Source organism: Onishia taeanensis, assembly GCF_013349955.1.
GTDB lineage: Bacteria > Pseudomonadota > Gammaproteobacteria > Pseudomonadales > Halomonadaceae > Onishia > Onishia taeanensis_B.
In genome coordinates this window covers 32,603-46,456 of record NZ_JABVXC010000011.1, presented here as the reverse complement: position 1 = coordinate 46,456, position 13,854 = coordinate 32,603, and the positions used below count along the sequence as shown (strand labels likewise).

Here is a 13,854-nt window from a genome sequence, read left to right as displayed (position 1 = left end):
GCAAGGAGCCATTCCGAATGGCACTGTTCGACTATTTTCCCAATTACGTATGGAACCTCTCCGTCGCCATCGCCATGGAGAGCGGCGCCAAACTCGGCGAGATCATGGATATGTGTCAGCCGCTTCTCGAGGCTTCTCGGGAAGGGGAGGACATCGGCACCCAGGCTTTCCTGCAGGCCTGGGTGCGCAAGGCCGACCAGTTGGTGTCGCTGGCAGACGGGGACGGCGCCTCAGGGCGCGGCTTCTCGGCCAGCGACAAGCTGCACCGCGCTTCCCTGTATTACCTGATCGCCGAGCGCATGCAGGCCCAGGGATCCGAGAACCGGCTGGCAACTTTCCAAAAGGGGCGCAAGACCTTCGACGATGGTGCACGGCTGGGCAAGTTGAACGTGACGAGATACGAGATTCCTTATGGCGACAAGCGGATCGCCGTTCTCTTCAGCCAAGCCGAGGGCGTCGAAGGGCCCGCTCCGGCCGTGGTGTTTCTCAACGGGCTGGATAGCTGCAAGGAGCTGCTGTGGTGGTCGCGCCTGCCGGAGGAGCTCGCGCGTCGCGGGATCAGTTGTCTATGCGTGGATCAGCCGGGCACCGGCGAGAGTCTGCGCCTGCAAGATCTGCCCGCTACCTGGCAAGCCGAACAGTGGGGGACACCGGTCTACGAATGGCTGGCGGCCCAGCCCGGAGTCGATGCCGACCGCATCGGCATCACCGGCATCTCGCTGGGCGGCTACTATGCCCCCCGTATCTGCGCCATGGAGTCCCGCTTCGCCTCGGGGGCGGTGTGGGGCGCCAACCACAACTGGGCGGAAGTACAGCAAAAACGGCTGCAGCGCGAGGGGGAGAACCCGGTTCCCCACTACTGGAATCACGTCCAGTGGGTCTTCGGCGCCAGCGATCGCGACGATTTCTTCCGCCGCGCCGCGGGCATGACACTGGATGGTGTCATGGAACGTATCCAAGTCCCCTTCCTGGTAACCCATGGCGCCAAGGATCGCCAGATTAGCCTCGACTACGCCCGCCAATCGTATGATCAATTAATTAATTCCCCACGCCGCGAGTTAAAGATATTTACGGAAAGGGAAGGCGGCGTGGAGCACGTCGGCGCGGATAACATGAGCTTTGGCAAACACTATATTGCCGATTGGTTTGCCGAAACGCTAGGCGGCTGGACTGCCTAATAGCCAACCCTTTCGACCTTGGCCGAAAGGGCTTTTTGTCTATTTAAAACATATTAATCGCATCAATAATTGGCATCGGGGAAAGTGTTTTTTCAACGTAACTCGTGGGTCATATCGTATTAAATAGCCATTCGCTGCACGCAATGAAATGCCTGCGAGTTGGCGCATAAAAATAAAAAAATCATCTCGAATATCACTTCGATAAAATAACGATAGAGAGCTCACGATGTTCAAGACAATCAACTTCCCCGGGGCCGCCGCGATGCTGCTGCTGGTCACTCAACCCGTAATGGCCAAGCCACCGGTATCGCCCGCTCCGATGTCTGGCAATTCCCAGTTGCCACGGCTTTCACAGGGAGCCCGTTCTCTGATCAATCTCGGTGACGCCGGGCTGCTGCACCCCTTCTTCTCCAACGAAAAGTTTGGCGCAGCACAATCACGCATGGGGGCGGCACGCTTTGCCTATGGAGCCAAGGACAGTAATCCAACACTCGATGATTTCCGTGAGGATCATGATGTCCTGATCACTCCTCTCAATGCGATGATCGAGCTTCCCGCTTCTTCCGGAGTCAGTTTTCTGCGCATTAACGGAGAATACACGTACGGGAGCTCCGAGCCCCATGCGCTGGACCTGGAAGACGAACTCTATCATGGCGCCATCGAGTTCCTGCACTTGCCCAACGAGAATGTCATGTGGGGTATTGGGCTGGTCGCCAACAACTTCGAGAGCAAGGACCAACTCAGTGGCACCGAAGTCATCCGCGATAGCCGCGGCCTGCGTCTCGATTATCTACAGAAATTCAACGACCACTGGGGCATCGCCACCCGTGGGATGTATCTGTGGGGGGAAACCGAGAACCGCGCCTATGACATCCCCACGCCCTACGGACCCGCCGACCTTCGCCAGAAGCAGGATGATGACCGCTACTACCTGCAAGCCGACCTGGTCGGTTCCTGGCTAGGAGACGATTCCAGTTGGCTACCGAACGGCACGCTGGCCCATCCACGCTTCGGCGCGCTCTATCACCACAGCGACCTGGGCAGCACCACCCCCCGCCTTGGCGACATCGACTTGCCGGAAGTCAGCGGTGTCAACGGTGCCAATGAGGACTTCGGCTTGGCCTGGGCGCACTTCACGCTGCAGCGGGCGCCGCGCCAAACGCTAGGTTTGCAATGGCTGCCCAGCGCCACGCTCGGTATCGAGCAGGAATACGCAAACTCACTCGACGAACTCAACGACGAATCCACCTACGCCATGATCGGTGCGGGCCTCATCGCGACGATGTACGGACAAAGTATTTTCGCCGACTACAAGCGCTACCAAGGCGTAAACGGCGACAAGGTCGACAACGTCTTCGTCACCGGAGTCACGCTCTCGTTCTGAGGTGACGCCTTGCCGACCACCATCGCGGAGTCGGCGATTCGAGAACGCCAACCTATCTACGGAGATCATCATGCTGACACAAGGCAAGACACTAATCGATTTAGCAGTGAGTCTGACCGCCGGTATCGCCTCTGACCCGCCCGGTCTGGGGCCGCAAATCGACTACATCGACCATGACCAGGGCGCGCGTGACTTCGAGGAGCTCTTCGGCATCGGCGTCGATCAGCAACTGGAAGGCAAGGGCGCCGCCGTCGAACGCTGTGTGATGAGCACCCACACCGGCACTCACATGGATGCCCCCTGGCACTACCACCCCACCATGGACGGCGGCAAACCGGCGATGACCATCGACGAGGTACCGTTGGAGTGGTGTATCGGTACCGGCGTCAAGCTCGACTTCCGGGAATTTCCGGACGGGCACTTGGTGAGCGCCGCCGAGGTCGCTGCCGAGCTGGAGCGTATCGGTCACGAGCTGAGCCCCGGCGACATCGTGCTGGTCAACACCCGGGCCGGCGAACGCTATGGCCAGGACGACTACGTGGCCTCGGGGTGCGGTTTCGGCCGCGAAGCGACGCTCTATCTGACCCAACGTGGCGTGAAGATTGCCGGCACGGACGCCTGGAGCTGGGATCCGCCCCTGGCCAGTCAGGTGGCGCGCGTGCGCGAAACCGGCGATGCGTCGTTTTTCTGGGAAGGCCACAAGGCGGGGGCGGAAACCGTGTTCTGCCACATGGAGAAGCTGGGCAACCTCCATCGGCTGCCCGCCACCGGCTTCGAGGTCATGTGTCTGCCGGTGAAGATCGCCCGCGCCTCGGCCGGCTGGTGTCGGCCGGTGGCGTTGCTACCCAATCAACCAAGGAGTGAGTGATGCGCTTCGCAACGTTTGCCAATGGTCATCCCGATGGCCGCCTGCATCTGGTCTGCCGCCACAACGCCCTGACGGTGGCGACGGAAGCGGCCTCGACGCTGCAGGAGGCCCTGGAGCGCTGGGAGGAAGTGGCGCCACGCCTGGAGGCGCAATATCGGCGTCTCAACGAGGGAAACCTCGACGACGCCCGGCCCTTCGAGCCCACCGAAGCCATGGCGCCGCTACCCAGGGCCTGGCAATGGCTGGATGGGTCGGCCTTCGACAGTCACGGCGAACTGATGGAGCAGGTCTTCAAGCTGGAGGCACGCCATGCGCTGGGACGGCCGCTGATGTATCAGGGCATCTCCGATCGCTTCCAGTCGCCGGCCGAGCCCTGCGTCTTCCCGTCGGTGCAGGACAACATCGACTTCGAGGGCGAGTTTGCGGTGATCACCGGGGCGGTGGGGATGTCCGCCGATGCCGAGGCCGGCATGGAAGCGATACGCCTGATCGTTCAGGTCAACGACTGGAGCCTGCGCTACCTGGGGCCGATCGAGATGAAGAGCGGGTTCGGCATGCTCCAGTGCAAGCCGCGCTGCTCGATGGCACCGGTCGCCGTGACGACCGATGAGCTGGGCGCCAACTGGCGGGAGGGGCGTGTCGCGCTGGATTTGAGGATTTCCCTCAACGATGACCCTTTTGGGCATCCCAACGGCGTTGCCATGGCAGTGGGCTTCCACGAGCTGGTCGCCCATGCGGCCTACTCCCGCGATCTACCGGCGGGCACGGTGATCGGTTCGGGCACCGTGTCGAATTCCGATTTTCGCCGGGTGGGCTCCGCCTGCATTGCCGAACGCCGCGCGGCGGAAATCCTCGACTTGGGTGAAGCGCGCACCCCCTTCCTGCAGGCCGGCGACCGGGTCTGCATGGAGGCGCGCCAAGCCGATGACACGCCGCTGTTCGGTGCTATTTGCCAGCAGGTGGTGGTTCATCAATAAAACCGAGAGACATGGGAATGACAACAACACGACAAACCCGCGAGAACGCCATGACTCAAGAACTGAAACGCGTCATCAGAAAGGAGGCGGTGATCGCCGCCGTGGTAAGTGCCCTGATCAGCGCCGTCTTTGTGTTCGCGCTGTTCGGCGACAGCCACCCGGCACCGCTCTGGGGCGCCGGCGGTGCCGCCGTCGACTTCCTGCCGCAGACGTTCGTGCTATCGTTGATGAGCGCCTTGGTACCGGCGCTGTCCATGCGCCGCAAGTTGGCGCCTGAAAAGCTGGAAGCCGTAGCTGGCAAGGCCTGGCGGTTGCCGCGTCATCCATTTGCGCGCAGCCTGCTGATCGCCGTGCTGGCGACCCTGGCGGGTAGTCCTTGCGGCACCGCTCTCTTGTGGGTCATTGCCGGGGGCAACATCGACTTTGTCGTGTTGCTGGTGACCAAGATGGCCTACAGTGCGCTGGTCGCAACGCTTGTGGCACAGGTCAGCATCAGGGCCACTCTCGCTCAGGCGAGACCATGCTGTAATCCGTGATTATCGATTACCGATTACCGATTACCGATTACCGATATTCGCGATCAACTACATCCAGCGCCTGATCATTGTTGGAGTCCAGGGAGCCATTACCTCGACATTCTGATGCTGGCAGGGTTATCGATTCCGGTGGTGTTGGTGTTCACATGGCTTGGGCGCAAGTATCTCCCCGCTTCCGACTAGTAGCATGCGGCGAGTTGCTTTCGTACTGCTAATGGGGGCCGGTATCGACATCGAAAGTGGAATCGTCTGGCCATCGAAAACGCCGCGCTCAGAAGAGTGCGGCGTTTTTATGCGTAGGCGGCATGCGAGAGGCTGTTGGCTCGGGCGCAGTGGGCACGAACCAAGCGATCAGGCGGCCTGGGCCTCCCTATGGCGGGTGATGTAGCGGCCCAGGCGTTCCACCTCATCCGCCGAGAGGCGCAGCCCCAGTTTGGTGCGCCGCCAGAGGATGTCATCGGCGTCGCGGGCCCATTCCCGCTCCAGCAGGTAGTCGACCTCAGCGGCGGTGAGGCCGGCGCCGAAGGCCTCGCCAAGGTCTTCCTCGCGGCGGGCATCGCCCAGAAAGCTCAAGCAGAGACTGCCGTAGCTTGAGGCCAGACGCCGGGCCCGGGATTCGCCGAGGAAAGGGTAGTCCCTGATCAGGCGCGCCTTAAAGGCATCCTGGCTGCCAATGTCGCCGCCCGGTAGCGGCCGCTCGGCGGTCCAGCTCGCCCCCATATTGGGCAGCACAGGAGCCAGCTTGTCCATGGCGGCCTCGGCCAGACGGCGATAGGTGGTGATCTTGCCGCCGAAAATCGACAGCAGCGGTGCGCCCTCGTCATCCAGGTCCAGGGTGTAGTCGCGGGTCATGGCCGAGGGATCGGCGGATTCGTCGTCGCACAAGGGCCTTACCCCGGAGAAGGTAGTGACAATGTCATCCCGGCTGAGGGTCTGGCGAAAATGTGCATTGACGACGTCGAGGATGTAATCGGTTTCCTCGTCGCTGGCGTCGACCTTGGCCGGGTCGCCCGTGTATCGACGGTCGGTGGTGCCGATCAGGCTGAAGTCCTGCTGATAGGGCAGCACGAAGACGATGCGGCCATCGTGGTTCTGCAGGATATAAGCGCGCTCGTCAGCGTTGATGCGCGGGACGACTAGGTGGCTGCCTTGAATCATGCGAATGCCATAGCGTGACCTGCGTGTCGTTTTGCCGCTGATGAACGACTCCACCCAGGGGCCCGCGGCATTGACCAGGGCCTTGGCGTGGCGGGTTATCTGCCGTCCGGTATCACGATCCTCGAGGGTGATGCGCCAGGCGCCGTCTTCTTCCCGCGCTTCGATGCAACGGGTGCGCGTCATGATCTCAGCGCCCTGTTCCCGAGCCTGAAGGGCATTGAGTACCACCAGGCGGGCGTCGTCCACCCAGCAGTCGGAATACTCGAAGCCTCGGGTAATCGCCGGCTTCAGCGGGCTTTCGGCGTCGAAGCGCAGCCCCTTGGAGCTTGGCAGGCTGGCGCGCTGGCTCAGGTGGTCATAAAGAAAGAGGCCGGCACGAATCATCCAGGCCGGACGCAGGTGAGGCTGGTGGGGCAGGATGAAGCGCAGCGGCCAGACGATATGCGGCGCCTTCCTGAGCAGTACTTCGCGCTCGTGCAGGGCCTCGCGCACCAGGCGGAACTCGCGGTGCTCAAGGTAGCGCAACCCGCCGTGAATCAGCTTGCTGCTGGCAGAGGAGGTGGCGTTGGCCAGGTCTGCTTGCTCGCAAAGCCCGACCTTGAGACCGCGTCCCGCAGCGTCATTGGCGATGCCGACGCCGTTGATGCCGCCGCCGACAACGAATAAGTCGAGAAACTGTTGCTGCTGGGGTTCACGCATAGTTCGCTCCGCGAAAGAGGGCTCAGCGCGGCTCTCGGCGAGACCATGTGCTGGTGAGGCCCGTCATGTGTTCGTTTTAGAAAATACAGTATAGGAAAGCGAACACGGAGGATGCAAATCGAAAACGCTGGTTAGGTATCCAGACCTGGCGGCATATTAGTGCAGCCATATTCAGTCACAGCGCCGGGCAGCGGCAGCCCGCGCCATTGAAGACGGATCTGGAAGACGAGAAGGGCGGGAGCAAGGGAGATTGTCGAGAGTGGAAAGCACCGCCACCCGAATAGGTGGGCGGCGGAGAAGATGGGGGAGTATCAGGCCTCGGAAGACATCGGCGCGATATGCAGGGCCACGTCGTGGCTGTCGAGCAGCCGGCGGATCGCTTCGGGCGGCTCGCGATCCGTGAACAGGGCGTCGATCTGCGTAATGCGGCCCTGGCGGACGACCGCATTGCGGTGAAACTTCGAGTGATCGGCGATCAGGAACACCTGGCGAGAATTCTGGATGATGGCCTGAGCGACCCGTACTTCCTGATAGTCGAACTCCAAAAGCGAGCCGTCCTCGTCGATGCCGCTGATGCCGATGATGCCGACGTCGACCTTGAACTGATTGATGAAGTCGATGGCTGCCTCGCCGATGATGCCACCGTCTCTTGACCGCACCTGACCACCGGCGACGATGACGTTGAAGTCTTCCTTGTGCTGAAGAATCGCTGCCACGTTGAGGTTGTTGGTGATCACCTCGAGGCCCTGGTGGTACTGCAGCGCCTCGGCGACCAGCTCGTTGCTGGTGCCGATGTTGATGAACAGCGAGGCATGGTTGGGTATCTGTGCCGCCAGGTACTCGGCGATCCGGCGCTTGGCCTCGACGTTCAGCGTCTTGCGCGTGTGGTAGGCCGTGTTGACGGTGCTTGATTCCAGGCCCGCGCCTCCGTGCACGCGGCGAATCAACCCCTCATTGGCAAGCGCATTGAGGTCGCGACGGATGGTCTGGGGAGTGACGCCGAAGTCACGGGTCAACTGTTCGATGGAGGCGTATCCCTGGTGCTTGACCAGAGCGATGATGGCATCGTGGCGTTTTTGCTGAATCATGTCAGGCCCGGCCTGGCTGAAGTTAAGTATGAAGCTAAGTAGGGTCGCGATTGGCCGCGTCGGGACTCATCTTAGCAAGAAACGGCATGGCGGTGGTGGCGTGGCATACGCATGGGGTGAGCGTTAGACGATGGTGGTATGCGCTGAAGCCCTTCTGGCAATTGTTGTAAAACGAAAACCACTTTACCCTTTTCTGATTCGAAAACGAAAGGTGTTGCGGCCCGTTCAGGGGCGTCTGCACCGGCTCGCTAAAGGAATCTGCTTCATGGCCTCCTGCATCCTGTCCATCGACCAGGGAACGACCAGTTCCCGCGCCATCCTGTTCAACCGGGAAGGGGAGATTCTGGCCTCGGCCCAGGAGGAATTTACCCAGCATTTTCCCGCCGATGGCTGGGTCGAGCATGACCCGGAGGATCTGTGGCGTACGGTCGAAAACAGCTGTCGAGCGGTACTGGAGAAGGCCGACCTTAGAGCCGACCAGGTGGCGGCGATCGGTATCACCAACCAGCGGGAAACGACCCTGGTATGGGATCGCGCCACGGGCGAGCCGGTCTATCCGGCCATCGTCTGGCAGGATCGGCGTACTCATGAGGTGTGTCGGCGCCTCAATGATCAGGGCCGTGGCGAGTTGATTCGTGAGCGCACCGGTCTGCTTATCGATCCCTACTTTTCGGCGACCAAGCTCAAATGGTTGCTGGATGAAGTGCCAGGGGTTCGTGAGCGCGCCGAGGCGGGCGAGCTGGCCTTTGGTACTGTCGATACCTTCCTGCTGTGGCGCCTGACCGATGGGCGAGTGCATGCGACCGATGCCACTAACGCGTCGCGCACGGCGCTGTTCAATATTCACACCCAACGCTGGGACCATGATCTGCTCGAGCTGTTCGGGGTTCCGGAAAGCCTGTTACCCGAGGTGAAGGATTCCAGTGATGACTTCGGTACCGTCGATGCCTCCCTGCTTGGCGCTCCGGTCCCGGTGGCCGGCATCGCCGGCGATCAGCAGGCGGCGCTGGTCGGTCAGGCCTGTTTCGCGCCAGGAATGGGCAAGAGCACCTACGGCACCGGCTGCTTCATGATCCTCAATACCGGCGACAAGGCCGAGACGTCGCGTAATCGTCTGCTCACTACCGTCGGCTATCGGCTCAACGGCAAGGTCACCTATGCCATGGAAGGCAGCATCTTCGTTGCCGGCGCGGCCATCCAGTGGCTGCGCGATGGCCTCAAGCTGTTCGCCGATGCCGCCGAGACCGAACAGCTGGCCAGCACCACTCGCAGCGGGCACGGCGTTTATTTGGTGCCGGCCTTCACCGGGCTCGGCGCGCCGCACTGGGACCCTCGGGCCCGCGGCGCCATCTTCGGGCTAACCCGTGATACCGGCATCGCCGAACTGGTCGCTGCCGGCCTGCAGTCAGTGTGCTTCCAGACGCGAGATCTGCAGGCCTGCATGGATGACGATATCGCCGCCACCACCGGCACCCTGCGCGTCGATGGCGGCATGGTCGCCAATAACTGGGTCATGCAGTTCCTGGCCGATATGCTGGGGGTGCCGGTTGATAGGCCCCAGGTGCTCGAGACCACGGCGCTGGGAGCCGCGTATCTCGCCGGACTGCATATTGGCTGGTACCGCGACCTCGAGGAGGTCGCGGCCCTGTGGAACGGCGAGCGTACCTTCAGGCCGCAAATGCCCGAAGCGGAGCGAGAAAGACTGTATCAGGGCTGGCGGGAGGCGGTGCGCCGGGTGAGGAGTGACGTTCAGGCCGGCGATGATCAGGTGGTCGCCCTCTGAGAGTGGCTGGTTCCCAAGCGGTTGAGTTGCCGTGAGTTTTTTTTGGCTATGGGCTTGCATTCTGCAGGGTGATGGGTAGAATACGTCTCCGTTGCCGAGGCAAGAAAGGCTTGCCACGCAGCAAAAGATGCAGGACCGTAGCTCAGTTGGTTAGAGCGCCACGTTGACATCGTGGAGGTCAGCGGTTCAAATCCGCTCGGTCCTACCAAGCATCTTTGCCACGGCCAACAGCAGGACCGTAGCTCAGTTGGTTAGAGCGCCACGTTGACATCGTGGAGGTCAGCGGTTCAAATCCGCTCGGTCCTACCAGATTCTAAAACCCCGCAGCCCAAGGCTGCGGGGTTTTTTCGTTCCTGGCGCTTTTCTCTCAGCTTTGTAGCGCCATCCCCCGCGTTACCGCTTAGAGCGTCGAAAGGTCGGTACGCGCAGCGAATACCGCCATCAGCGCTTCGATGCCGGCCTGGTCGTGCTCGTCGAAGCGGCCGGGCAGGGGGCTGTCGAGGTCCAGAAGGCCCCAAAGGCCATCATCGCCGAGGATGGGGATGACCAGTTCCGAGCGGGAGGCCGCATCGCAGGCGATGTGGTCGGCCACCGCGTGGACATCTTCGACCCGTTGGGTTTCTCGGCTACGGGCGGCGGCGCCGCAGACGCCTTTGCTGAAGGGAATCGGGTTGCAGGCGGGCTTGCCCTGGAAGGGGCCTAGAACCAGCGTCTCGGGCAGGCGGTGCAGGTAGAAGCCGGCCCAGTTGAGGTCGGCCACACTCTGCATGATGAAGGCGCAGGTTTGGGCGCTGTTGGTCAGGGCATCGCGGGTATCGAGCAGGGCGTCGAGCTGGCGTGCCAGCAGGCCGTAGTCGGTCGTGGGCAGGTCGGTGCGGCGTTCGGTCATGAGCGTTCCTCGTCTCATTAAGTAGAAGGTGTCATGGGCTGTCGAGGATAAGGGCGAGTCGCAGATGACAAAACGCCAGCGCACCTGGCGCTGGCGTTTTGCATTTAGCGGTCGGTATGCGGTCTGGCGATTACTTCCAGCCGGGCACCGCGGCACCCTTGAACAGTTCTTCGGCCTTGGCGATCACGGCGTCGCTCTGATAGGCGTCGACCAGTTGCTGGATCGCTTCGCGGTCTTCATCGCCGCCACGCACCACGATCAGGTTGACGTAGGGAGACTCGGGGCCTTCCTTGATCAGAGCGTCGTCCAGGCTCAGGCCGGCCGGCTGGGCAAAGGTGTTGTTGATGAAGGCCAGGTCGACGTCGGGCAGCACGCGCGGCAACTGGGCGGCCTCGATCTCGCGGAACTCGAAGTCGTTCGGGTTATCGATGATATCGATCGGCGTGGCTTCCAGATTCTGCGGGTCTTCGAGCTCGATCAGTCCCTGGTTGTGCATCAGGATCAGTGAGCGGCCTTCGTTGGACGGGTCGTTGGGCAGGGCGATGACAGCGCCTTCCGGCAAGTCTTCGATGCGCTCGAACTTTTCAGAATATGCGCCGATCGGGTAAACGAAAGTACGGCCGGCAATCGCGAAGTCATAGCCGCGGTCTTCGACCATGCTCTGCATGTACGGCTCGTGCTGGAAGGCGTTGGCATCCAGGCTGCCGTCGGCCAGGGCGGCGTTGGGCGAGACATAGTCGGTGAACTCGACGATCTCTGCGTCCAGGTCGTACTTCTCCTTGGCAATGCCGAGGGCTACCTGCATGACCTCGGTCTCGGGGCCGGCAACGGTGCCGATCTTGAGCGTCTGGTCTTCGTCACTGCTGCAGCCGGCAAGCAAACCGGTACCGACGAGTGCTGCGGCCGCCAGCAGGCGGGTGGGGCGAAGCAGGGTTGCCAGGGTGTTGGTCATCGTGATGCTCTCCCTTGGGGCTAAAAAGCCGCGAATGATCTCTCGCCGGGTGGGCGAGCTTTTAATGGCAAGCCGGACGGTTGGCGTCCGGCGCCGTCGTGCAACCTGCCTTCCCGGCAGGTCGCGATCGTTACTTGTGGTCGGCCTTGCGGACCAGGTGGTCGCCGAGGCTCTGAAAGCCCTGCACCATGACCACCAGAATGGCCACTGTGATCAGCATGACGACCGGGTCGAAGCGGTTGTAGCCGTAGCGTATGCCCAGGTCACCTAGCCCGCCACCACCGACCGCGCCGGCCATGGCCGAGTAGCTGATCAGCGTCACCACGGTGATGGTCATGCCGTTGATGATGCCGCCCTTGGCTTCGGGTAGCAGCACCTTGGTGATGATCTGGTAGGGCGTGGCGCCCATCGACTGCGCCGCCTCGACCAGCCCCGGCGGCACTTCGTTCAGCGCACCTTCCACCAAGCGGGCGACGAAGGGGATCGCGGCGATGGTCAGCGGCACGATGGCGGCGTTGGTACCGATCGAGCTGCCGGCGATCAGTCGCGTGAAAGGAATGATCGCCACCATCAGAATGATGAAGGGGATCGAGCGGCCTACGTTGGTGACGATGGCCAGTACTTTCTGAGTCAGGGGGTTGGCAAGGATCTGCCCAGGGCGTGTGACGTAGAGCAGCACGCCCAGTGGGATCCCGGCAGCCGCCGCGATCAGCCCGGCGATGCCGACCATGTACAGGGTCTCGAGAGTGGCCTCGAGTATCAGTTCAAGCATCGCGTTGGACATGACCAAGCACCTCCACTTTCAGATCGTGGGCTTCCAGGTATTTGAGGGCCGCGCGGGTGTCGTGTGAATTGCCGATCAGTTCGGCGATCATCAACCCCAGCGTCCGGCCCTGAATCGACTCGACCTTGGCCTGCAGGATGCTGACATCCACGCCGCATTCCCGGGCCAGGCGTGACACCAGTGGGGTGGCCACGGCGTCGCCACTGAAGGCCAGGCGCACCACCGGGTGGCTGTTCGCGCTAGGCTCTGCCTCGAGCCGCTCGACCAGTGCCCCGGGCGGTTCAAGCTCCAGGAAGTCGTTGAGGAACTCGCGGCCTAGCTGAGTCCGTGGCGCGGTGAAGAAGTCGCCGACGTCGGCCTCTTCGACCAGCTCGCCATCGGAAATCAGGCCGACCCGGTGGCAGATGGTCTTGACCACTTCCATCTCGTGGGTGATCAGCAGAATGGTTAGCCCCAGCTGCTGGTTGATGTCCTTGAGCAGTTCGAGGATGGAGCCAGTGGTCTGTGGATCCAGCGCTGAGGTGGCCTCGTCGCAAAGCAATACCTTGGGGCGGCTGGAAAGTGCTCGGGCGATGGCCACGCGCTGCTTCTGGCCACCGGACAGCTCGGCCGGGAACTTGTCGGCCTTGTCGGCAAGGCCGGTCAGGTCGAGCAGCGGCAGTACGCGTTCCTGAATGGCGTCCTTGCTCATGCCCACCAGCTCCAGCGGCAAGGCGATGTTGTCATAGACGCTGCGCGAGGCCAGCAGGTTGAAGTGCTGGAAGATCATGCCGATCTGATGGCGGGCCTGGTTGAGGCTCGGACCACTCAGCCGGGTGAGCTCCTCGCCGTCGACCTGGACGCTGCCGGTAGTGGGACGTTCGAGCAGGTTGACACAGCGAATCAGCGTTGACTTGCCTGCACCGGACAGGCCGATGACGCCGTGAATGCTGCCTTTGGGGACATGCAGGTCGACGTGCTTCAAGGCCTGAATGGCATGAGCGCCGCTGCCGTATGTCTTGGAGACGTTTTCGAGTCTGATCATGGGTCCGTCGTCGCTTGCCGATCGAAGTGGCTGCGGCACCGCAAGGCAGGGAAGGGCAGTCCAGGAGGCAAAAAAAAGGCCACCCTGACGGGTGGCCATCAACGCTGGACACACCCTTTTAGCTGCACTTCCCGCTCGGCTCGATGAATCGAGCCAGACGAGGGCGCCCGCAAGCCGGGTACAAATCGGCGCCTAAAAAAAGTGGGGTGAATCTTAGGGCGCCCACCGTGGGGTGTCAACGACCCTGGTACAAGTTTCGGCTAATGGCGCCCATAACCAGTGCATATCGCTGTCAGCAAGGCGAGATGCGCCAGATGTATATCATAAGGCGCGCGGCGTGCCTTGCGTCAGGCATTCCCTGCATTTATCAAGGACGTTGCCTGGAACGATGCCAAGCCCCATGGCGAGATGTCACCTGACTCCCTCAACGCTCTGGGCTTTCTCGACTCTCTCGATAAGACCCTGCTGGATGGGCGCTTAGGCTGGTAGAATCGACCGTTTGGGGGCGCCGAGTCGCCCGGATGATGTCGCACG

13 protein-coding genes and 2 tRNA genes are annotated in these 13,854 nt (G+C 61.9%); 9 read left to right on the top strand and 6 right to left on the bottom strand.

All coding sequences use genetic code 11. The features are described 5' to 3' along the window. Positions 1–17: 17 nt before the first annotated feature. From HUS66_RS12870 to HUS66_RS12850, 5 genes are all read left to right on the top strand, one after another. Positions 18–1,178: an alpha/beta hydrolase family protein gene (locus HUS66_RS12870; protein ID WP_175071310.1), complete on the top strand. Its 1,161-nt coding sequence runs from the start codon at positions 18–20 to the stop codon at positions 1,176–1,178. 226 nt (positions 1,179–1,404) lie between these two features. After that, positions 1,405–2,562: a hypothetical protein gene (locus HUS66_RS12865; RefSeq protein ID WP_175071309.1), complete on the top strand. Its 1,158-nt coding sequence runs from the start codon at positions 1,405–1,407 to the stop codon at positions 2,560–2,562. Positions 2,563–2,632: 70 nt separating this feature from the next. Next, positions 2,633–3,430: a cyclase family protein gene (locus HUS66_RS12860; protein ID WP_175071308.1), complete on the top strand. Its 798-nt coding sequence runs from the start codon at positions 2,633–2,635 to the stop codon at positions 3,428–3,430. Continuing rightward, a complete protein-coding gene (locus tag HUS66_RS12855; RefSeq protein ID WP_175071307.1) occupies positions 3,430–4,407 on the top strand; it encodes a fumarylacetoacetate hydrolase family protein in 978 nt (325 codons plus the stop codon). The genes HUS66_RS12860 and HUS66_RS12855 overlap by 1 nt, the downstream gene beginning before the upstream one ends. Before the next feature lie 50 nt (positions 4,408–4,457). Then, entirely contained in the window at positions 4,458–4,943 is a 486-nt protein-coding gene (locus HUS66_RS12850; RefSeq protein ID WP_175071306.1) for a hypothetical protein, read from the top strand. Positions 4,944–5,294: 351 nt separating this feature from the next. On the opposite strand, the gene glpD is transcribed toward HUS66_RS12850, so the two are convergent. Next, positions 5,295–6,800, bottom strand: a complete 1,506-nt coding sequence (gene glpD / locus HUS66_RS12845) for a glycerol-3-phosphate dehydrogenase (RefSeq protein WP_175071305.1) — start codon at positions 6,798–6,800, stop codon at positions 5,295–5,297. A gap of 311 nt (positions 6,801–7,111) precedes the next feature. After that, entirely contained in the window at positions 7,112–7,888 is a 777-nt protein-coding gene (locus HUS66_RS12840) for a DeoR/GlpR family transcriptional regulator (RefSeq protein ID WP_175071304.1), read from the bottom strand. Between the two features lie 265 nt (positions 7,889–8,153). On the opposite strand from HUS66_RS12840, the gene glpK reads away from it, so the two are divergent. From glpK to HUS66_RS12825, 3 genes are all read left to right on the top strand, one after another. Continuing rightward, on the top strand, positions 8,154–9,671 hold the full coding sequence (gene glpK, locus HUS66_RS12835) for a glycerol kinase GlpK (RefSeq protein WP_175071303.1): 1,518 nt from the start codon (positions 8,154–8,156) through the stop codon (positions 9,669–9,671). Between the two features lie 131 nt (positions 9,672–9,802). Then, positions 9,803–9,879: transfer RNA gene (locus HUS66_RS12830), tRNA-Val, on the top strand. Between the two features lie 24 nt (positions 9,880–9,903). Then, positions 9,904–9,980: transfer RNA gene (locus tag HUS66_RS12825), tRNA-Val, on the top strand. Positions 9,981–10,071: 91 nt separating this feature from the next. On the opposite strand, the gene HUS66_RS12820 is transcribed toward HUS66_RS12825, so the two are convergent. The 4 genes from HUS66_RS12820 to HUS66_RS12805 all read right to left on the bottom strand — a co-directional run bounded on the left by HUS66_RS12820 (position 10,072) and on the right by HUS66_RS12805 (position 13,320). Continuing rightward, positions 10,072–10,560, bottom strand: coding sequence for a GAF domain-containing protein (locus HUS66_RS12820; RefSeq protein WP_175071302.1), 489 nt, complete (start codon positions 10,558–10,560; stop codon positions 10,072–10,074). A 130-nt stretch (positions 10,561–10,690) separates the two neighbouring features. Next, positions 10,691–11,512, bottom strand: coding sequence for a MetQ/NlpA family ABC transporter substrate-binding protein (locus tag HUS66_RS12815; protein WP_175071301.1), 822 nt, complete (start codon positions 11,510–11,512; stop codon positions 10,691–10,693). Positions 11,513–11,642: 130 nt separating this feature from the next. Beyond that, the gene (locus HUS66_RS12810) at positions 11,643–12,296 is read right to left on the bottom strand and encodes a methionine ABC transporter permease (protein WP_175071300.1); all 654 of its coding nucleotides are present in this window, start codon (positions 12,294–12,296) and stop codon (positions 11,643–11,645) included. Next, positions 12,277–13,320, bottom strand: coding sequence for a methionine ABC transporter ATP-binding protein (locus HUS66_RS12805; RefSeq protein ID WP_175071299.1), 1,044 nt, complete (start codon positions 13,318–13,320; stop codon positions 12,277–12,279). The genes HUS66_RS12810 and HUS66_RS12805 overlap by 20 nt, the downstream gene beginning before the upstream one ends. Before the next feature lie 342 nt (positions 13,321–13,662). Here HUS66_RS12805 and HUS66_RS17670 point away from each other — a divergent pair, with 342 nt between their 5' ends. Continuing rightward, on the top strand, positions 13,663–13,809 hold the full coding sequence (locus HUS66_RS17670; protein ID WP_217488013.1) for a hypothetical protein: 147 nt from the start codon (positions 13,663–13,665) through the stop codon (positions 13,807–13,809). Positions 13,810–13,854: the final 45 nt, after the last annotated feature.